The organism is Actinomadura latina NBRC 106108 (assembly GCF_001552195.1).
GTDB classification, from domain to species: domain Bacteria; phylum Actinomycetota; class Actinomycetes; order Streptosporangiales; family Streptosporangiaceae; genus Spirillospora; species Spirillospora latina.
The window spans coordinates 39,367-56,644 of record NZ_BCQS01000009.1 but is presented as its reverse complement, the minus strand read 5'-3'; the positions used below and the strand labels follow the sequence as shown (position 1 = coordinate 56,644).

The 17,278-nt window shown below is 69.9% G+C and carries 23 protein-coding genes; 5 read left to right on the top strand and 18 right to left on the bottom strand.

What is annotated here, in order from left to right:
- A complete protein-coding gene (locus AL2_RS15260) occupies window positions 1–480 on the top strand; it encodes a YbaB/EbfC family nucleoid-associated protein (RefSeq protein WP_067634358.1) in 480 nt (159 codons plus the stop codon).
- 49 nt (window positions 481–529) lie between these two features.
- Here the strand turns inward: AL2_RS15260 and AL2_RS15255 are convergent, their stop codons facing one another.
- The 10 genes from AL2_RS15255 to AL2_RS15210 all read right to left on the bottom strand — a co-directional run bounded on the left by AL2_RS15255 (window position 530) and on the right by AL2_RS15210 (window position 9,214).
- On the bottom strand, window positions 530–1,399 hold the full coding sequence (locus AL2_RS15255; RefSeq protein ID WP_067634357.1) for a hypothetical protein: 870 nt from the start codon (window positions 1,397–1,399) through the stop codon (window positions 530–532).
- A gap of 498 nt (window positions 1,400–1,897) precedes the next feature.
- Entirely contained in the window at window positions 1,898–2,485 is a 588-nt protein-coding gene (locus AL2_RS37435) for a hypothetical protein (RefSeq protein WP_157438172.1), read from the bottom strand.
- Between the two features lie 129 nt (window positions 2,486–2,614).
- Window positions 2,615–3,913, bottom strand: coding sequence for a hypothetical protein (locus AL2_RS15245; RefSeq protein ID WP_157438171.1), 1,299 nt, complete (start codon window positions 3,911–3,913; stop codon window positions 2,615–2,617).
- A 38-nt stretch (window positions 3,914–3,951) separates the two neighbouring features.
- Window positions 3,952–4,254 (bottom strand): hypothetical protein, encoded by a 303-nt coding sequence (locus AL2_RS15240; RefSeq protein WP_067634350.1) that lies wholly within the window; start codon window positions 4,252–4,254, stop codon window positions 3,952–3,954.
- 303 nt (window positions 4,255–4,557) lie between these two features.
- Complete coding sequence (locus AL2_RS15235; RefSeq protein ID WP_067634349.1) at window positions 4,558–5,928, bottom strand: hypothetical protein; 1,371 nt, start codon at window positions 5,926–5,928, stop codon at window positions 4,558–4,560.
- A 17-nt stretch (window positions 5,929–5,945) separates the two neighbouring features.
- A complete protein-coding gene (locus AL2_RS15230) occupies window positions 5,946–6,245 on the bottom strand; it encodes a hypothetical protein (RefSeq protein ID WP_067634346.1) in 300 nt (99 codons plus the stop codon).
- 67 nt (window positions 6,246–6,312) lie between these two features.
- Window positions 6,313–6,927, bottom strand: a complete 615-nt coding sequence (locus AL2_RS15225; RefSeq protein ID WP_067634345.1) for a hypothetical protein — start codon at window positions 6,925–6,927, stop codon at window positions 6,313–6,315.
- A 1-nt stretch (window position 6,928) separates the two neighbouring features.
- Window positions 6,929–7,555, bottom strand: coding sequence for a hypothetical protein (locus AL2_RS37430; protein ID WP_067634344.1), 627 nt, complete (start codon window positions 7,553–7,555; stop codon window positions 6,929–6,931).
- A 41-nt stretch (window positions 7,556–7,596) separates the two neighbouring features.
- Window positions 7,597–8,892: a hypothetical protein gene (locus AL2_RS15215; RefSeq protein WP_067634340.1), complete on the bottom strand. Its 1,296-nt coding sequence runs from the start codon at window positions 8,890–8,892 to the stop codon at window positions 7,597–7,599.
- Window positions 8,893–8,911: 19 nt separating this feature from the next.
- Window positions 8,912–9,214, bottom strand: coding sequence for a hypothetical protein (locus tag AL2_RS15210; protein ID WP_067634331.1), 303 nt, complete (start codon window positions 9,212–9,214; stop codon window positions 8,912–8,914).
- 157 nt (window positions 9,215–9,371) lie between these two features.
- Between AL2_RS15210 and AL2_RS15205 the strand changes: the two genes are divergently transcribed.
- The 4 genes from AL2_RS15205 to AL2_RS37425 are packed head-to-tail and all read left to right on the top strand — an operon-like array spanning window position 9,372 to window position 12,393.
- Window positions 9,372–10,571: a S8 family serine peptidase gene (locus AL2_RS15205; protein WP_067634330.1), complete on the top strand. Its 1,200-nt coding sequence runs from the start codon at window positions 9,372–9,374 to the stop codon at window positions 10,569–10,571.
- 51 nt (window positions 10,572–10,622) lie between these two features.
- Window positions 10,623–11,231: a hypothetical protein gene (locus AL2_RS15200; RefSeq protein ID WP_067634329.1), complete on the top strand. Its 609-nt coding sequence runs from the start codon at window positions 10,623–10,625 to the stop codon at window positions 11,229–11,231.
- Complete coding sequence (locus tag AL2_RS15195; RefSeq protein ID WP_067634328.1) at window positions 11,228–11,830, top strand: hypothetical protein; 603 nt, start codon at window positions 11,228–11,230, stop codon at window positions 11,828–11,830. Before AL2_RS15200 ends, AL2_RS15195 begins: the two co-directional genes overlap by 4 nt.
- On the top strand, window positions 11,827–12,393 hold the full coding sequence (locus tag AL2_RS37425; RefSeq protein ID WP_157438170.1) for a hypothetical protein: 567 nt from the start codon (window positions 11,827–11,829) through the stop codon (window positions 12,391–12,393). Before AL2_RS15195 ends, AL2_RS37425 begins: the two co-directional genes overlap by 4 nt.
- Here AL2_RS37425 and AL2_RS15185 read toward each other — a convergent pair.
- The 8 genes from AL2_RS15185 to AL2_RS15150 form a co-directional block, all read right to left on the bottom strand.
- A complete protein-coding gene (locus tag AL2_RS15185; RefSeq protein WP_067634325.1) occupies window positions 12,281–13,582 on the bottom strand; it encodes a hypothetical protein in 1,302 nt (433 codons plus the stop codon). The genes AL2_RS37425 and AL2_RS15185 overlap by 113 nt on opposite strands.
- 93 nt (window positions 13,583–13,675) lie before the next feature.
- Window positions 13,676–13,984, bottom strand: coding sequence for a DUF1416 domain-containing protein (locus AL2_RS15180; RefSeq protein WP_067634324.1), 309 nt, complete (start codon window positions 13,982–13,984; stop codon window positions 13,676–13,678).
- Between the two features lie 31 nt (window positions 13,985–14,015).
- Window positions 14,016–14,855, bottom strand: a complete 840-nt coding sequence (locus AL2_RS15175; protein WP_067634322.1) for a sulfurtransferase — start codon at window positions 14,853–14,855, stop codon at window positions 14,016–14,018.
- Window positions 14,852–15,289: a DUF4395 domain-containing protein gene (locus AL2_RS15170; protein WP_067634320.1), complete on the bottom strand. Its 438-nt coding sequence runs from the start codon at window positions 15,287–15,289 to the stop codon at window positions 14,852–14,854. The genes AL2_RS15175 and AL2_RS15170 overlap by 4 nt, the downstream gene beginning before the upstream one ends.
- 77 nt (window positions 15,290–15,366) lie before the next feature.
- Window positions 15,367–15,552, bottom strand: a complete 186-nt coding sequence (locus tag AL2_RS15165; RefSeq protein WP_067634318.1) for a putative leader peptide — start codon at window positions 15,550–15,552, stop codon at window positions 15,367–15,369.
- A complete protein-coding gene (locus tag AL2_RS15160) occupies window positions 15,549–15,974 on the bottom strand; it encodes a thioredoxin family protein (RefSeq protein WP_067634316.1) in 426 nt (141 codons plus the stop codon). The genes AL2_RS15165 and AL2_RS15160 overlap by 4 nt, the downstream gene beginning before the upstream one ends.
- Window positions 15,975–16,012: 38 nt before the next feature.
- On the bottom strand, window positions 16,013–16,747 hold the full coding sequence (locus AL2_RS15155; RefSeq protein ID WP_067634314.1) for an anti-sigma factor family protein: 735 nt from the start codon (window positions 16,745–16,747) through the stop codon (window positions 16,013–16,015).
- Window positions 16,744–17,259 (bottom strand): sigma-70 family RNA polymerase sigma factor, encoded by a 516-nt coding sequence (locus AL2_RS15150; RefSeq protein WP_067634313.1) that lies wholly within the window; start codon window positions 17,257–17,259, stop codon window positions 16,744–16,746. The genes AL2_RS15155 and AL2_RS15150 overlap by 4 nt, the downstream gene beginning before the upstream one ends.
- Window positions 17,260–17,278 lie beyond the last annotated feature (19 nt).

The window sequence follows — 17,278 nt, the reverse complement described above, 5'->3', positions numbered from 1 at the left end:
ATGGCCGAGTTCAGCCTCGGGCCGGAGTTCGAGCGCTACCAGCGCGACATGCAGCAGCAGATGGGCGACTTCGCCAAGATGCAGGAGTCCATCCGGGCCGCCGTCGGCCGCGGCGAGGCCGCCGACGGGCGCGTCGTCGCCGAGTACCAGGCGGAGGGCGGCCTGACCAAGCTGGACCTCGACCCCCGCGCGCTGCGGCTGCCGGCCGTGGAGCTCAGCGAGGAGATCCGCACCGCGGTCAACGCCGCCGCGCAGGACTTCCAGACGAAGGCCCGCGAGGCGAGCACCGCCATGTTCGACATGCCGGACGACCCGGAGAAGGCCCTCGACCCCGGCAAGGCCCTCGCCTCCCTCGACAAGATCGCCAACGGCTTCGCCGGGCAGCTGCGGACCCTCGCCCACGAGCTGGGCATCCAGCAGCAGCGCGCGAAGGAGGCCATGGACGACTACAAGGGCCCCGGCTCCCCCGGCCCCCGCTGACCCCGGTCGCGGCCCTGGAACGACCCGCTCGTTCCGGGGCCGCTCCGCGTCAGGTGACGACCCGGACGATGAGGACGATCACCGCCACCGCGACCACCACCGGGAAGAACAGTTTGACCAGGTGCTCCAACTGGTCCCGCTGGACGCCCGGCATGAACACCGCCGGCGAGACCCGCGTACGGACCGGCCTCCGGTACTCGGTCATGAAGTTCCGCTGGAACTCGTCGTAGGCGGCGTGCACATTCGCGTAACCGGGATAGACGTCCGGAACCGCCTCGGAAACCTGCCCGTCCCCGATGGGCAGATGGAACTCGAAGGCGACCGCCAGATACGAACCGATGATGAGGGCGCGCCAGACCCCGGTGACCCGCTCATCGATATAGAGGACGCCTTCACGTCGTTCCGCCAGTTGAGCGCCGTCCGAAGTGATCCACCGGATGGTGCGCGCGTCCCGCCCGTCGGGCAGCCGCGGTCGGCTCATGTCCGGTGGCTGCGCGGCGACCAGGTCGGCAACCGGTCGGCCCTCCGCGTCGAGCAGCCGGGCGGCGGGCGTCAGGTGCCAGCCCTCCTGAGTCGTTCCGATGACCCGTCCGCCACCGTGGAACGTGGAATGGCTGTCGTACTCGACCCGCCCCAGGACGGTTCCGTCAGTGCCGACGAACGCCATCTGCGGCGCGACGGGGTTGAGCTTCAGATGCTCGGCGCGATCCGCGTACATGAGCGTCGTACCGTCCGGCGCCGTGACGGCGAACGTGAGGCGCGGCGTCTGCACCCGGTCGGGGGTGAGGAAACTCCCGCGCGGCGACCGAACCCGCGCCACCTCGACGAGCCGAGCCTGCCCAGCCCCGGAACGGGCGTCCTGGAACTCGTACAGGTCCGCCGGGTTCAGAACCAGCGAAGGGCTGGCGAACAGGGCCATCACGCACCCCTAACCGAATTGGGAGCCATATCAACCTCTCTCGCCGGGCGTCCGGCTCATCCTAGAGCACCGGACCCTCACGCATCGCCCTCATCCGAAATGTCGATGCCGGCGACGCTTCACACTTTCGTGCAACAACTGCTAACCCGTCTGCTGTCGCCAGCGTTCGGCGATGGTGTCGTCCATGAACTTCCGCAGCCGCCTGTAATGAGCGGCATGAGTGTGGCTGAATTCTGGATAGGGCTCGGGGGCTCTCGGGTCGGGAGCGAGGACTTCCTCTCGGCGCGCCTCATCATCAGTGAGCATCCAGGCTATGGCGGCCATGCGCATTGCGACCGGAGTCTTCTCCCGCAGGCGGACCAGTTTCCGGGCCCTGGGAAATCCCGGTCCGCAGTCGAACTGCGCAAATACTGATACCGACGACGCCCCAAACTCACGAACCGCACCTTGCCCGACCCAAGAATCCCGGACAAATCAACTCCCGTAAGATTCGGCCTCTCACGCGCCATCGAGCAGGTCAAAAGCGATAGGCGAAGCCACCACAAGCAACTGCAGAAACTCCGGAAGCTCCCGCTCTAATGTTATCCACTTGCCGTCAAAGAACGCGATCTCCGTCCCGTACGTGTTGGCGTAGTCGATCTTTTCGCTGTGCACAGGTGGGTTTCCGGGCGGCTTGCGCCCCTTGGAAATAAGCCTCTGCACAGCAGAACTTTGGACGCATGCTTCTTGGTCCACCAGCCGCCATATGTTCTGCATGATGAAGTCGCCATCGAGGAGGGGATCGCTCCGAACTCCTCCCACCATTTTCCCGTCGGGAGAGTAGAGAGTGATCGCACCGTGCGAGCCCGTCCTTTCCATTTCCCTCGAAATGGTAAATATGGAATTGCCATCGGGTGAGGCCGCCCGGAGGGCCGCATTGGAGTAATCACGCTCGGGAGCGAACATGCGCGCCAGCCGCCCGCGCGGCTTACCGCCATGGATCTGCGCCACATCCGCTACGAGTTCGCCATCCTCGGCAAAATATTGATACCGGCGACGCCCCAGATTCTTGTATGCCACCTTGCTCAACTCAAGGAATGCGGACAAACCAATCTCCTAGCCGTGTTCGTCGCGAGCCGCGTTCGGCAATGGCGTCGTGCATGAACTTTCGGAGCCGCCGGTAATGAGCGGCATGGGTGTGGCCTTCCCCGCACGTCGAGTCTCAGCCAGTCGCGATCATTTACCGGAATCAGTCCAAGGCGGATCGAAGTTCTTTTCCTGGCTTCCCCAGGGCGCGACCCATGTTGCCTTGTTCTCTGTTTTTCCGTCGGGGCCGACCGTGCCCTCGTATCCACCCTTCGACCCAGTGTGGGGCTGTTCGGCGCCCACGCCGTAGGTGGTCTTTTCGTTACCTTGCCCGTCCCATTCTTTTTTGATTCCTCCGGTAAGATCCACGATCCCGCCCGGCGTAGGCTGCTTTCCTTTCAACTCGAAGTCGCTGCCCGCATACCCGTCCGGCCCCCATTGCCGATGGCCGGACACTTCGAGCTCCGGGCCTTCATGAGGAATCCTCACCTTGACCCCACCGCCGATGTTCCAGGTCGTGTCGTACTTGCGGTCTGCGTCCAGGTCGATCTCTTGGAGCGGAAAACCGTGGGTTCCAGAGGTACGTTCCGAGTTCGGTATTTTTGCTATCTGGCCATCGGAGCGGTTGAGGTAGGCGAGGCCGGCGTTGGCGGCGCTCTGCAGGAGGTTGGCGCCCGCGCCCGCCGAGCCGGTCACGACGGCCTTCCTGAACGCCGCCCAGGCCTCGTCGTTGCCGTGCGAGGACTGGTAGCCCGCCGTCACCGCCGCTCCGCCCGCGAGCACCGCGCCGCAGAGTTGGCCGGCCATGCCGAGAGTTCCCGTCACTACCCAGGTGACGTTCGCGGCGGTCGTCGCCAACCCGAGGCAGGCTGCGTAGGCGGTCCCGGCACTCGCCACCGCCGCGATGGCCAGTCCGTCCAGGAAACCACCCATGGCCACCGCGAAGATCGCGTAGGCGAACAGGGCCCATGCCAGGACGATGAGCGCGTAGTGAACCGCCATGCAGTAGTTGTGCAGGTAGTCCAGCTGGAGGCGGTATTCCTCGGCGGTGCTCTCGTACTTTTTCCGGTCGTCCATGTTCCAGGCGGGCCCCGGGATGCCCTCGACCAGGGTTTTCAGCTCCTGTGCGGCCTTTTCCAGATCCTTCGCGGCGCTTTCCCAGTATCCGGCGGCCTTCTCGAGGTTCTGCGGCTTGCCGGTGGCGAGTTTGAACTGGAACGCCACCATGAGAGCCGGGGGAAGGACGCCCGCCCCTGCGGCCATGGCGAATGCCGCGCCCATCATCGCCTCTGCCGCGCCGGTCACGGAGTTGCCGGGGACGAAGGCGCCCGCCACGGCGGCGCCGGCCGCCGCGCCCCCGGCCCCGCCGCCGCGCACCAGGCCCTTGTTCCGCGCCGCTCGTGTATCGGCCGCCGACGGCCCGCCGCCGCCTTCCTGGGGAGGGGTCATTTCCGCTTCTCCGATCCATGTGTCCTCAGCGGCCGGGCTCAGTTCCCGATGTTGCTCTGCTGATCAGCCTTGGCGTAGTTCTTGGCCGTCGCGTCAAGGCGCTGCACGTAAGAGTCGGCGACCTTCTTCTGCGACTTCATGTCCTCGAACGCGAACTGGACCGCGAAGGGATAGGCCGCCGAAGCGGCGAAGCAGGCGATGCTGAAATCACCGCCCTCCAGGTTGTACGCCCCGTCCTGGGACAGTGTCTGCCCCGCTCTGTCGACGAGCGGTACGACGATGTCGGCGAGGTCCTTGCTGTGCTGCCCGATCCGCGCTGGATCGGCGTCCTTGGGCGCCATCCGTCCTCCCGGCCGCGGTGAAAGAGATTCACCTGGGTCGTTTGTCGACACGGATGGTAGGGGGCCTCCCCTGCCGCGCTCCACTCGCAGTCAGGGGCACGGACGGGTTCTCGTGGATTACGGCCAAAAAGGACGATCGTCGCCGAACATTGACATTCCGCATCTTGGACGGCGTTCCTGCACAGTAGACGGTTCCATGCAGGTCACATATGCGGAAATTTGGATCTGAAATCTGCGGTAATGGCCTGGCCTTAACCCGTGATTCCTCGTGACTGCCGGGTCAACCGCCGAGGGCGTGCGTTGTTACTTGTCCCAAGGCGGGGTTTCGTCCTTGGGGCCCTCGGCGAAGGAGCCCTCCCTGTTGAAGGCCGGGGTGTTGACCTTGTACTTGTCGGAGTAGTCGCCCTTGTTGTCCCAGTTGCCCTCGTACTCGGTCTGGCTGCCGGAGCCCGGGTGGCCGGCGCCCACCTTGTAGCCGCCGGCGAGGTTCTCGTTCTCGTCCCAGGTGAGCTTGCCGCCGCCGGTCACGTCCGCGGTGCCGCCGAGGATCGGGGTCTTCTGGTTGACGCCGACCTCGCCGCCGGCCCAGCCCTCGTCGTTCTTCTTGACGTTGCCGGAGACCTCGGTCTCACCCGCGGGGGTCTCGAACTTGGCGCCGCCGCCGACCGTCCAGGTCTTGTTGATGTCGCGGTCGGCGTCCAGGTCGATCTCGGTGAGGGGGAAGCCCTTGCCGCCCGCGGACCGGCCGCCGGGCAGGCCGCCGCTGATGGTCTGCCCGCCGGAGCGGTTGAGCCAGTTCAGCCCGGCGTTGCCGGCGTTCTGCAGCAGGTTGGCGGCGGCGCCGGCGGAGCCCGTCGCGAACGCCTTGTCGAACGCGGCCTTCGCGCCCGCGTTGCCGTGGTCGGCCTGGTAGTCGCCGGTGAAGGAGGCGCCGCCGAACATCGCCATGGAGGCGATCCCGCCCGCGGCGGCGAGGACGCCGGTCGAGATGTTGGTGATCAACGAGGCGGTCTGGGCGAGCGCCAGCAGCGCCGGGTAGTCGACGGAGCCGACGATGCTGGCGAGGGACGCGACCGCCAGGACGGCGAGCGCGTCGATGTAGACGGCCATGCCCATCGCGAACACCGCGTAGGCGAACAGCGCCCACGCGAGGATCTTCAGCGCGATCGAGACCGCCATCAGGTAGTTGTGCAGGGCGTCGACCTGCAGGCAGAAGTCGCCGACCTTGTTCTCGTAGGCGTTCCGGTCGTCCATGCTCCACGCCTGCGCGGGGATGCCCTCCGCGAGCTGCCGGAGATCGTGGGACGCCTGCTCCAGCTCCTGGGCGGCCGCGGCCCAGTCGCTTCCGGCCTTGTCGAGGTTCTGCGGCTTGCTGGTGGAGAGCCGGAACATGAACGAGATCATCAGCGCCGGCGGCAGGATGACGGCCGCGCTGACCATGGTGGTGGCCATCGCCATCAGCGACTCGGCGGTGGCGAGGGCCGAACCGCCCGTCGCCGCCGCGACGACCGCGCCGCCCGCCGCGCCCGCGCCGCCCGCGAGCCCCTTGTTGCGGGCGCCCTGCGTCGGCGAGGCCGGGGTGGTGGTGGACGAGCCGCCCCGGGACCCGCTCGTGGAGCCGCCGCCCGACGGGGTCGTCCCGCCCGCCGTCCGTCCGCCGCTGGGGGTGGTCACGCTGTCGTTCCTCTCCGTCAGACCGTGCTGGAGCGCTCGGCGTCGGCGTACGTCTTCGCCGTCGTGTCGATCTTCTCTGCGAAGCCCTTGGCCGTCTCCATCAGCAGCTTGACGTCCTCGAAGCCGAACTGGACGGCGATCGGGTAGGCGGCCGAGGCGGCGGAGCAGGTGATGCTGAAGTCGCCGCCCTCAAGGTTGTAGGTGCCGTCGGTGTTGAGCTTGTCGCCGGCCGTCCGCAGCCGGGGGACGACCTGGTCGGTGAGGTCCTTGCCGTGCAGGGCGATGCGCTGGGGGTCCGCTGCCTTCGGTGTCGTCACGTGTGCGCTCCTCGGTTCTGAAGGTTGATCATAAAGGACGATCGCGCCAATTGCCCGCAAACGGCCGTCAGGTGGCCGGGACCATCAGTTCCACGCCGATGACCAGCGCGAGGACCAGGGTGTGCAGCGGTTCGGGAAGCGGGCCGTGGACGCGCACGGTCCGGCGGCGCCTGCGGTCGTTGTACGGCGAGCGGTCGGTGGCCACCCGGGCGACCTCCTTCCCGGACGGGTCCACGAGGACGCCCTCCGCGTTCGGGTTGCGCAGGCCGGGGCCGGTGAACGTCGCGAGCGGCCTGGACTGCGCGTCCAGAAGCGAGAACCGGCCGCCGCTCTTCCCGGACATGAGGGAGAAGACGCCCTTCACGCCCCCGGTGGCGGCGGCGATGGAGCCGATCAGCGCGCCGTTCGCCGCGACGACGTACGCCGGTTGCGGACGCATCGGGTCGTTCGTCCGGTCGACGTAGAAGTACGGGCCGCCGTCCGGGGCGGCGACGCAGATGACGACGCGCGATTCGTCGTACTGCACGTGCGGGTTCGCGTACGGCATCGCCGCGTCGTCCGGACGCCGGACCGGCACCCGGGTGCCGTTGGCGAGCGGCTCGTCCCGGTCGTGGAAGACGTACGTGCGCTGCTGCCCGGGTTCGTCGATCGTCCAGGTCAGCGTCTCGTACAGGCCCGGCATGTCAGCTCCGGGTCAGGTCGAACGCGATGGGCGAGGCGAGGATGAGCGTCCGCATCGGCTCGGGCAGCTGATAGAAGAACTGGAGGTCGTACTTGCCCTTGTAGAAGCCCTCGTTCACGTCGAGTTTCGCGACCTGGACGCCGTTCATGTCGGTGTAGGAGCAGCCGACGACGTGCCACTGCCGGTTGTCGTTCTGCGTACTGTCCAGCCGCATCTCCCAGTTGAGGCGGCACAGCGGACGGTCGGCGCCGTCCAGGAGGACGTTGCACATGGCGGGCGCCATGGCCGCCATCATCCTGCGGAGGGCGCCCTGCCCGGCCATCTGCTGCGCGGCGGACGTCCGGTCCTCGGCGTACCGGCCGATCACGGTGCCGTCGGGTGCGACGAACGCGACCGGCGCGCCGCGCTGGTAGTCGACGAAGAAGGCCGGTGTGCCGTCCGCCGCGAAGAGCTGGAGGACCACGCGGGCGTCGCCGACGCCCGCGCCGAACATCGCCAGCGGCCCCTTGCGCGGTTTCGGGCCGGAGACCTGCGTGGTCCGGCCGAGGGACTGCCCGCCCGGGTCGCTGACCTCGTACTCGAACTGGGACGAGATCTGCTCGATGCGCAGCGCCGGATAGTCGAACATGGGAGCTTTCCTGACTGGGAGAGGGGCGGGGGGACGGCTCCTCACTTGTCCCAGGGCGGAGTCTCGTCGCCCGCCTTGACGGTTCCGATCGGCAGGTCCAGCGATCCTGACGTGGACGTGTGGCCCTTGCCGTCGTAGTCGAGGTTCCCGGTGCCCTTGACGACGTCGCCGCCGTTGACCTGGACGCTGCCGGACTCCGACACCTTGCCCTGGCCGGTCTCGAAGTCGTGGGTGCCTTCGAGGCCCACCTTGCCGCCGGCGGTCGGGAGGGGCAGCTCCGGCCCGCCCGCGGCGCCGTTGGGGCCGCGGCCCCCGATGGGCACGGACCCGGGGGTCTCCGCGCTCGCCCCGGCGCCGTACTTCACGCTGCCGTGGTCGCCCCGGCCGATGCCGTCCTCGTCGGTGTACTCGACGTTGCCGTCGACGCCGAGCCCGGTCGAGGACTTGAAGCCGCCGGACAGGTCGCCGCCCGCGAGGCCGTGGTCGCCCCACTTGACGTGGCCGCCGCCGGTGATCTCGTTCCCGGTGCCGGTCTTGACGGTGGCGCCGCCGCCGACGTTCCACGTGTGGTTGGCGTTGCGGTCGGCGTCGAGGTCGACGTTGGAGACGGGCATGCCCCGGCCGCCGCGCGCCCCGGCGGCCGCGAGGCCCCCGTTGAGGGCGTTCTGCCCGAGGTTGGCGAGGGCGGCGGCAGAGCCGGTCGCCTGGGCGGTCATGAAGTCGGACAGGGCCTGGTCGTTGCCCTTGCCCGACTCGGCGACCGCGGCGAGCAGCGACCCGCCCTGGAACACCATGGCCGCGAGCTGCGCGGCCATCCCGAGGACGCCGGTGGCGACGATCGTGACGGTCAGGCAGGTCGCGGCGATCGCCTCGCAGGTCGCGGTGATCTCCGCGGTGATGATCCCGGCGAGGGCCGCGGCGGCGACGGCGGCGAGCGCGGCGAGGAACGTGCCCATCGCCACGGCGAAGACCGCGTAGATCATCAGCGCCCAGGCGAACGAGATCAGCGCGATGCTCACGGCCTGGAAGTAGGTCTGCAGGATGTCGAGCTGCGCGATGAACTCCTGGACCTTCTGCTCGTAGCCGGGACGGTCGTCTGCGGTCCAGTCCTGCGGGGAGATCGCGGCCACCCGCTGCCGCAGCAGCGTCTTCGTCTGCTCGACGGACTGGGCGGCCTGCTGCCACGCCTGCCCCGCCTTTTCGAGATTGGCCGGGTTGCCCTTGCTCAGTGTGAACTGGAGCTTCACCCAGGCGGCCGGCGGAAGGATGAACTGGGCGATGCCGGTCTCGATGTCGGCGGTGCCCATGAGGGTGTCATAGGAATTGAATGCGGTCATCGCGGCGCCCTGCCCCTCGTCAGACGTACTTGATCTTGCTGGCGGTCTCGGCGCCGCCGTAGTTCTTCGCCGCGGTGCCCAGTTTCTCGGCGAATCCGTCCAGCATCTCAAGGTGGGTGTTCAGGTCCTCGTAGGCGAACTGGAGGCCCATCGGATAGGCCATCGACGCCATCGTGCCGGTGACGCTGAAATCGCCGCCCTCGATCGTCCCGTTGTCGTTCAGGGTGCTGCGCGCCTTGTCGAGAGCCGGGCGGACCGCGCTCTTGATCTCTTTGCCGTGCTGGTCGATCCGTGCCGGGTTCACGGAGATCTCGCCGCCCACTCCAGCTCCTTCGGTCGCCGTTCCCGCCGTCCTGACGGACGCTTCCTCGGATCGGCAGGATAGGTCATGGCGTCCCGCCGGTGCAGTACACCGGATGATCTCGGCATGACCGGCCCGCCGTCCTCTACAGTCGTGTCCGGTGAAAGGAGCTTCCGGGATGAGATGGACAGCGGTCGCCGTGCTGGCCGGCTGCCTCGCGCCCCTGTGCACGGCGCCGGTCGCCCATGCGGCGCCGGCGGCGCCGGCGAACTGCAACCCGCCCGCCGGGGTCATGACGAAGCAGCAGCTCGACCAGAACGGCCAGCCCTGGGCGCAGCGCATCCTCAACTTCGGCGCCGCGCACGAGCGGGCCACCGGCCGCGGGGTCAAGGTCGCGGTGGTGGACAGCGGCGTCACCGCGGCGAACCCGCAGCTCGCCGGGAAGGTCCTCAAGGGGGTCGACCTGACGAAGACGGGCGCGAAGGACTGCCTCGGGCACGGCACCTGGGTGGCCGGGATCATCGCCGCGAAGCAGGGCGTCAGCCCCTTCTACGGCGTCGCCCCGGACGCGCAGATCATCCCGGTCAAGTTCGCGGCCCAGTCCACCGGCGTCGACAGCGGCCTCGCCGCCAAGGGCATCGACGAGGCCGTCCGGCTCGGCGCGGACGTCATCAACGTCTCGACCCAGTCGATGGGGGACGACCCGCGGCTGCGCAAGTCGGTGGAGGACGCGCTCGCGAAGGGCGTCGTCATCGTGGCCGCGGCCGGCAACATCGACCCGGAGAAGGGCAGCGTCCCCGGGCTGATGTACCCGGGCGCCTACCCGGGCGTGATCTCGGTGGGCGCCGTCGGCCAGGACGGGCAGGTCACCACGTTCTCCAACCCCGCGACCCCCGTCTCGGTGATCGCGCCGGGCAAGGACATCGTGACGACCGCGCCGGACGGCACCTACGCCGTCGCCGAGCAGGGCACGAGCTTCGCCACGCCGTTCGTCGCGGGGCTCGCCGCGCTGATCGAGCAGCTCTACCCGAACCTCACCCCCGCGCAGGTCAAGCGGCGGATCGAGGCGACCGCGGAGGGCAGCAAGGGGACGGGCAGCGGGCACGGCATGATCAACCCGTTCGAGGCACTGACCGCGGTGGGCGTCGCGGACGCCGGGCAGCCCGGCGCCGCCGGACCGCCCGTGAAGATCGCCATGGCGGACCGTCCCGACCCGACGACCCGCGCCGTCGCCCTGGGCATCGCGGGCGGCGCGCTGGGCCTGGCCGCACTGGTGGCGGCGGCCGGCATGCTGATCCCGCTCGGCCGGCGCCGCGGCTGGCGTCCCGGCTACGCCGCGGTCGCCCCCGACCCGGCGGACCCGCGCGGCGACGGCTGACCGCCGGACGTCCGGCGGCCCGAGGACGGCCGGCGTAATACCATCTGGCGGATGCAGTCGACGGCGCCGGTTCCCCCAGAGGCCGGGCAGCGCGCGGCGGCGCGGCGGTGGGTCGTGCCGCTGGCCGTGCTGGGCGTCCTCGTGGTCCTGGTGCCGGTGGTGTGGGTCGCGGGCGGGTTCAAGGCGACGCCCGAGCAGCCCGCGAAGAAGGCCGGTGAACGGCTCGACCTCGGGTTGTTCAGCGTGACCGTCCATGACGTGAGGATCGGGCTCGCCGACGAGGCGTTCGGCAGCGGCAAGAAGCGGTTCCTCATCATGCGGATGCGGGTGCTCAACAAGGGCAAGGAGACCGAGTCGCTGGGCGGCGGCGGGCTGACGGACGGCGTCGTCGCGCTGACCAGGGCCGGCAAGTGGGTGGAGCCCGAGCGGGTCGAAGGGGTCGCGGGCGGCGCGAAGACCGACATGGCGCAGCCGGGGCTGCCGGTCGAGGCGTCCGCGATGTGGGAGATGGGCCCGGCGGACTCGCCGTCGACGCTGACCGTGGGCCTGCGCCAGTGGAAGTACGAGCACGGGTTCACCGACAGCGGCTACAACTGGCTGGTCGATCCGAAGAGCGACGCGCTCGCCGCCCGCCTCACCCTGCCGGTGAGTCCGTCTTGAACGCGCGGCGGGTGCTGTTACGGGGCGGGGCCGGGCTCGGCGGGACGGTCCTGCTCGCCGGCGCGATGTGGCTGCACTCCGTCCGGCCCGAGGTGCGGGCGGGGGAACTGGACCCGATCCGGACCGGCGGGACGGTAGGCGCGAAGGTCACGACCCGCGACTTCAGCGTGCGGGTCGACGGGGTCGACGCGGCGCGGTCGCTGGAGCCGGGCTTCTCGATCGGCGGCAGTCCCCCGGTGGGGACCGACGGCGTCTACCTCGTCGTGCGGCTCAGCGCGACGGCGGCCCGCGAACCGCTGCAGCTCGCGTCGGCGGAGCTGGAGACCCCCGGCGGCTACACGTTCAAGAGCGGCCCGCGAACCGCGGCGGCCGCGCTGAACCAGCCCACGTTCCAGCCGATGATCTGGACGTCCACGAAGCTGGTGTTCGAGCTGCCCGAGAACCGGGTCGAGGGCGCGCACCTGGTCGTGGGCACCGGCGGGCTGCTGCCGCAGCTGTCCTCGGCCGCCGACATCGACCTCGAGCTCGGCAAGGACCGGGCGGCGAAACTGATCCAGGGCGCGACCGACCGATACCAGGTCAGGGCGGACACCCCATGACGGCCTCCGACACCCGCCCCGACGGGATCCCGCTTCCCGGGCGCCCGGGAATGCGTCCCCGCGACCTGCGGATCGTGCAGGCGGTCGCGCTCGTGTGCGCCGTGTCGGCGATGCTCGTCCTGCCGTGGGCGGACGAGACCGACAAGGTCCGGAAATTCCTGAAACCGCCGGAGAAGGTGACGACCGTCCGCGAAGGCCAGGTCGGCAAGCTGGCCGGCGCGCAATGGAAGGTCGTCGACCGGCGGACGGCCGCCCCCCTCGGCGACCGGCAGGGCGAGGTGGTCGAACTGCAGCTGGACGTGGCCGTCCGGCCTTCGGACGCCGCCGGCGTCAAGGCGGTCGGCTCGTACGGCCTGGCGTACCGGCTCCGCGACGACGACGGCCGCACCTGGTCCGCGGACGGGCTCCGCACGACCGAGCCGAAGGCGGGCGTCGCGCTGCGCATCACCGTCAAGGGGACGGTGCCCCGGACCGAGGCGGACGCGCTGGAGCTGGAGATCCAGGCGCCGAAGGAGACGCGGAAGGCGGGGGACCCACTGCCTTCGCTGCGTTTCGAGCGCTGACCCGCGCCATCACCAGGTTGAACGCCGCCGCCAGCAGGCACACCCGCAGGATCTCGAAGACGAGACCGGTTCCGTAGCCGATGGCCGGCAGCCACTGCATCCACCACGTCACCTCGTGCGGGCCGATCAGCTCGTACATGACCCGGCGGGCCGCGTCCTCCCCCACGTAGAGCCCCGCGAACAGCAGGGCGAACGTGGCGAACGGCATCATCCCGGACCGGCGGACGAGCCGCAGCCCGTACCAGGCGGGCAGCCACATCTCCCGGAACCCGCGGGTGAGCAGCTCGCGGGGGCTGTTCGTCCGGTCGATCCCGCCGGCCCGCGCCAGCCGCCGCGCCGCCCGGCCACCGCTGAGCACGACCCGCTCGTCCGCCGCGTCCAGCCCGAGGATCACCCCCGCGACCACCAGCCAGATCAGCGCGCCGAGCACCGCGTCCTTGAACGGCGGCCACAGCGCGAAGGCGGGGCCCGCGACGCCGGTCACCCAGCCCCACACCTCCCGCCCGGTGAGCCAGCCGACGCCGAGGCCGCGCAGGTGGTCGATGGTGAAGATGCCGAACAGCGCGAAGTTGATCTCCAGGAGGGCGACGAGCGCGCCGATGGCGCGGGGCAGCCGCTCCTCCAGCCGCCACTCCGCCAGCACCTTCAGCAGGAACAGGCCCGCGGTGAGCCCGATCGCGAGGCCGACGTGCTTCTCCAGCGACAGCAGCATCTCCGCGCCCTTGATCTGCCCCTCGATGCCGCCCTCGGCGAACCCGCGGCTCGCCGCCGCCGACGCGAACTCGCGGGCGTCCTCGCCCTGCATCCCCCACGCCAGGTAGAAGATGACGAACGGGAGCGCGGCGCGGCCGATCGCGCCGATCACCGGCTCCTCGTTGCCGACCGCCCAGGGCGTGAGGTCGCCGTCCGCCTCGCGGGCGTGCACCACGTCCAGGCCCTCCCGGACGCTGTGCACCATGAGCACCGTGACCGTCAGCGTGATCACCACGAGCAGGCCGATGGTGACGATCGGCGCGACGGATGCGGCCGTGCCCTTCATCGTCCCGAGCTTGTAGCCCCCGTACATGGCGCCGTAGCGGAGCAGCTCCCCCACGGTGAACCACAGGGACAGCGGCAGGACGAACCGTCCCGCGAGCTTCAGCGCGGCCCACGGGAGGATGAGCGGCGAACGCGCGGTCGGCCATGCCATGGCGCCCGATCGTAGAGGATTCCGGTCATCTCACGACGAAACCCCGCCGTCCCGGATGGGCGGGACGGCGGGGTTTCGACGCGGACGGATCCGTCAGATCGCGACTTCGAGGCCGGCGACCGTGCCGGTCTTCGCGGTGACGCTGTTGTCGACGCTCACGCCGCCGGCCGCGAGGACGCGGACGGTCCAGTCGCCGTCGGCGGCGAAGAACCGGAACACGCCCTCGTCGCCCGTGACCACCTCGGCGGTGAACTCGCCGGACGAGTCGAGCAGGCGGGCGTAGGCGCTGGACACCGGGGCGCCGTCACGGGTGACGGTGCCCTGGATGACGGCCTCGTTGGTCAGGTCGACGGTCGCGGGCAGGTGAGCGGTCTGCTCGGGCGCTGCGCAGCCCTGGGTCATTGCTCCTCCAACTGTGGGAAGTTCGGCCGGGTTACTTGGCGGCGCCGAGCTCGATCGGCACGCCGATCAGCGAGCCGTACTCGGTCCAGGAACCGTCGTAGTTCTTCACGTTCTCGATGCCGAGCAGCTCGCGCAGCGCGAACCAGGTGTGCGAGGAGCGCTCGCCGATGCGGCAGTAGGCGATGGTGTCCTTGCCCAGGTCGACGCCGGCCGCGGTGTACAGCTCGCGGAGCTCCTCGTCGGACTTGAACGTGCCGTCGTCGTTGGCCGCCTTCGACCACGGGATGTTGGCCGCGGTCGGGATGTGCCCGGCCCGCTGCGACTGCTCCTGCGGCAGGTGCGCCGGGGCGAGCAGCTTGCCGCTGAACTCGTCCGGCGACCGGACGTCCACCAGGTTCTGCTTGCCGATCGCCTCGACGACCTCGTCGCGGAAGGCGCGGATCGTCAGGTCCTGGTCCTTGGCCTTGTAGTCGGTCGCGGGACGGGACGGGACGTCCGTCACCAGCTCCCGGGAGTCGAGCTCCCACTTCTTGCGGCCGCCGTCGAGCAGCTTCACCTTGTCGTGGCCGTACAGCTTGAAGTACCAGTACGCGTAGGACGCGAACCAGTTGTTGTTGCCGCCGTACAGGATCACGAGGTCGTCGTTGGCGATGCCCTTGGCGGACAGCAGCTGCTCGAACCCGGTCTTGTCCACGAAGTCGCGGCGGACCGGGTCCTGCAGCTCGGTCTTCCAGTCGATCTTCACGGCGCCACGGATGTGGCCCTTGTCATAGGCGGACACGTCCTCGTCGACCTCGACGAGAACCAGGCCGGGCGCGTCCAGGTTGGACTCAACCCAGTCGGTGTCCACCAGGACGTCTGAGCGGCTCATGCGGGAACCTCCCTCTCGGAGCGAACTTTCGCGGTGATACGTCGGAAGAGCGGATACATCTCGCAGCCGAGGCAGAACCCGAACGCCGCGTTCAGGAACGCCGCCGCCAGCGCGAGGGCGGTGGCACCGATGCCGAGCCAGCTGATCCCCGTCGCATAACCGACCGTTCCCACCAGGGCGAACGCGAGACCGACACCCTGCGCGAAGCGGGGCGCGGCGGCGTCCTCCAGTTCCCTGGGAGGAGCGAGCCGGGGACGGATCAGCACTTTGAACGCCAGTCCGTACGGGGCGTACCGGAGGCCGAGGAAGGTCGCGAGCGCGAACACGACGGCCTGAGCGGCGAGCAATGCCCAGCTTCCGGTCACCAGCACCACGATGAGAACGACTGTCGTGACGGTCGCAGCGAAGCGCGGCCCACGCGGATCAACCTGCATCGGGGTGCTCCTGGCGGAGTGGAAGCGTGCGTACGAGCTAGAAGTGGAAGTGCTCGGGGGCGGACGGGCTCGATGCCTCAGGCCATGCGACAGAGCGAGGCGGCGACGCGGCAGAAGTCCACCGCGCGGCGCTTCGTGAGCGTCTGCTCTGTCCAGTAACGCACGGACTCGATGTTAAGCGGCAATCCACGCGCTGTCACATCCGTCTCGCCTTCCGAGACAGTGACATTCGTCTTATCGCAGGTCGTCAGGGTGGGGCTCACGGGATGACCTCACCGAGAGCAGCGATGACGTCGGGTTTGCGGGGCGCACCGGCGGCGCGGCGGACGACGCGTCCGGCGCCGTCCAGGATGAGGACGGTCGGGGTCCGCACGACGTTCAGCCGGCGGACGAGGTCCAGGTGCGCCTCGGCGTCGAGTTCGACGTGCGCGACGCCGTCCACCATCTCGCTCACCTCGCCGAGGACGCGGCGGGTGGCGCGGCACGGCGCGCAGAACGCGCTGGAGAACTGCAGCAGCGTGGCCGTCTCGCCCAGTTCGGCGCCCATGTCGTCCGGCCGGACGGTCTCCGCCACGTCGCCGCCCTCCCCGCGCCGCGGGCGCAGCACGCCGTCACGGCGCCGCCGCACGAGGGCGAACGCCGTGGCCGCGATCAGGACCGCCGCGGCGATCAGTGCTCCGGTCATCGACAAGCACAACCGGGCCGGGCCGCGTTTTCTTCCGGTCAGGTCGGAATGGTGAGGAGCGGCCGTCCGTCCAGCCCGACGATCTCGAACGAGAACAGCTGGCCGCGCGGGAACATCGTCGACCCGACGTACTCGCCGTAGCCCTCCTCGTACGGGACGTACCAGCTGCCCAGCGCGTCCCGGCGGCCGTCCCGCGCGATCACCAGCAGCCGGCAGTGCGATCCCTTCGGGACGCCGGCCAGATGGAGCTCGACCTCGGTCCCCCACTCCTTCTTGCGCAGGACGACGTAGCCCTTGATGTCGCCCTCCGGGTTCGCGGCGCTGATCCGCTCGGTCTCCGGCGGCCCCGACGTCGCGGCCGGCGGCGGGTTCGCGACGGTGCCGCCGTCCGATCCGACTGGAAGGACGAACCCGCCGAACAGGCTGCCGAGGACGAGCAGCAGGCACGCGGCGGCGGCGAGCGGGGCCCACCCCCCGATGCCCCGCCCGCCGACGCCCCGCCCGCCGCGCAGGCGGCCGAGCCATCCCCTCCGTCGCTCGGCCGCCCTGGTCAGCAGCCCGTCGAGCAGCTCGGGCGGCGGCCCGGTCACCCGTTCGAGCTGCTCCCGCTCGACCCGCCCGAGCATCGCGGGCAGGCCCGCCAGCCCGGCGAGCTCGTCCCGGCAGGCGGGGCAGTACTCCAGGTGGCCCTCCAGCCGGCTCCGCTCGGCGGGATCCAGCGCGCCGAGCACGTACACGCCGAGGGACGTGCGCACGTCCGTGCAGTCGTTCATGGCGCCAGCCCCCGCTCCTCCAATGCGAGTTTGAGGGCCCGCAACGCGTAGAAGGTGCGGGACTTCACCGTGCCGGGCGGTACGCCGAGCGTCGTGGAAGCCTCCGCCACCGACCGGCCCTTGTAGTAGGTCTCGATCAGCACGGCCCGGTGCGGCGGGCTCAGCCCGGCCAGCGCCTCCGCCACCGTCCAGGACTCCAGCGCCCGGTCGATGTCGTCGGAGCCGTCGGCGGTCATGAGGGCGTGCTCGTCGATGCCGGTCTCCGGCGGCCGGGCGCGCTTCGCGCGGTGCGCGTCCACGACCAGGTTCCGCACGACCGTGAACAGCCACGGCCGCACCGGGCGCCCCGCCAGCGCCTCCGGATGCCGCCAGGCGCGCAGCAGCGTCTCCTGCACGACGTCCTCGGCCTGGGTTCGGTCCCCGCCCGTCAGCCGCAGGACGTAGCCGTGGAGGGGACCCCCATGCTCGCTGTACAGGGCGCGAAGCAAACCCTCATCCGCGGTCGGACCCACACCACGTACACGTACGCCC

Excerpts from the sequence above, each read along its gene's own strand:
- AL2_RS15260 (WP_067634358.1), top strand. The coding sequence starts at position 1 with ATGGCCGAGTTCAGCCTCGGGCCGGAGTTCGAGCGCTACCAGCGCGAC.
- AL2_RS15255 (WP_067634357.1), bottom strand. The coding sequence starts at position 1,399 with ATGGCCCTGTTCGCCAGCCCTTCGCTGGTTCTGAACCCGGCGGACCTG.
- AL2_RS15245 (WP_157438171.1), bottom strand. The coding sequence starts at position 3,913 with ATGACCCCTCCCCAGGAAGGCGGCGGCGGGCCGTCGGCGGCCGATACA.
- AL2_RS15240 (WP_067634350.1), bottom strand. The coding sequence starts at position 4,254 with ATGGCGCCCAAGGACGCCGATCCAGCGCGGATCGGGCAGCACAGCAAG.
- AL2_RS15225 (WP_067634345.1), bottom strand. The coding sequence starts at position 6,927 with ATGCCGGGCCTGTACGAGACGCTGACCTGGACGATCGACGAACCCGGG.
- AL2_RS37430 (WP_067634344.1), bottom strand. The coding sequence starts at position 7,555 with ATGTTCGACTATCCGGCGCTGCGCATCGAGCAGATCTCGTCCCAGTTC.
- AL2_RS15215 (WP_067634340.1), bottom strand. The coding sequence starts at position 8,892 with ATGACCGCATTCAATTCCTATGACACCCTCATGGGCACCGCCGACATC.
- AL2_RS15205 (WP_067634330.1), top strand. The coding sequence starts at position 9,372 with ATGAGATGGACAGCGGTCGCCGTGCTGGCCGGCTGCCTCGCGCCCCTG.
- AL2_RS15200 (WP_067634329.1), top strand. The coding sequence starts at position 10,623 with ATGCAGTCGACGGCGCCGGTTCCCCCAGAGGCCGGGCAGCGCGCGGCG.
- AL2_RS37425 (WP_157438170.1), top strand. The coding sequence starts at position 11,827 with ATGACGGCCTCCGACACCCGCCCCGACGGGATCCCGCTTCCCGGGCGC.
- AL2_RS15185 (WP_067634325.1), bottom strand. The coding sequence starts at position 13,582 with ATGGCATGGCCGACCGCGCGTTCGCCGCTCATCCTCCCGTGGGCCGCG.
- AL2_RS15180 (WP_067634324.1), bottom strand. The coding sequence starts at position 13,984 with ATGACCCAGGGCTGCGCAGCGCCCGAGCAGACCGCTCACCTGCCCGCG.
- AL2_RS15175 (WP_067634322.1), bottom strand. The coding sequence starts at position 14,855 with ATGAGCCGCTCAGACGTCCTGGTGGACACCGACTGGGTTGAGTCCAAC.
- AL2_RS15170 (WP_067634320.1), bottom strand. The coding sequence starts at position 15,289 with ATGCAGGTTGATCCGCGTGGGCCGCGCTTCGCTGCGACCGTCACGACA.
- AL2_RS15160 (WP_067634316.1), bottom strand. The coding sequence starts at position 15,974 with ATGACCGGAGCACTGATCGCCGCGGCGGTCCTGATCGCGGCCACGGCG.
- AL2_RS15155 (WP_067634314.1), bottom strand. The coding sequence starts at position 16,747 with ATGAACGACTGCACGGACGTGCGCACGTCCCTCGGCGTGTACGTGCTC.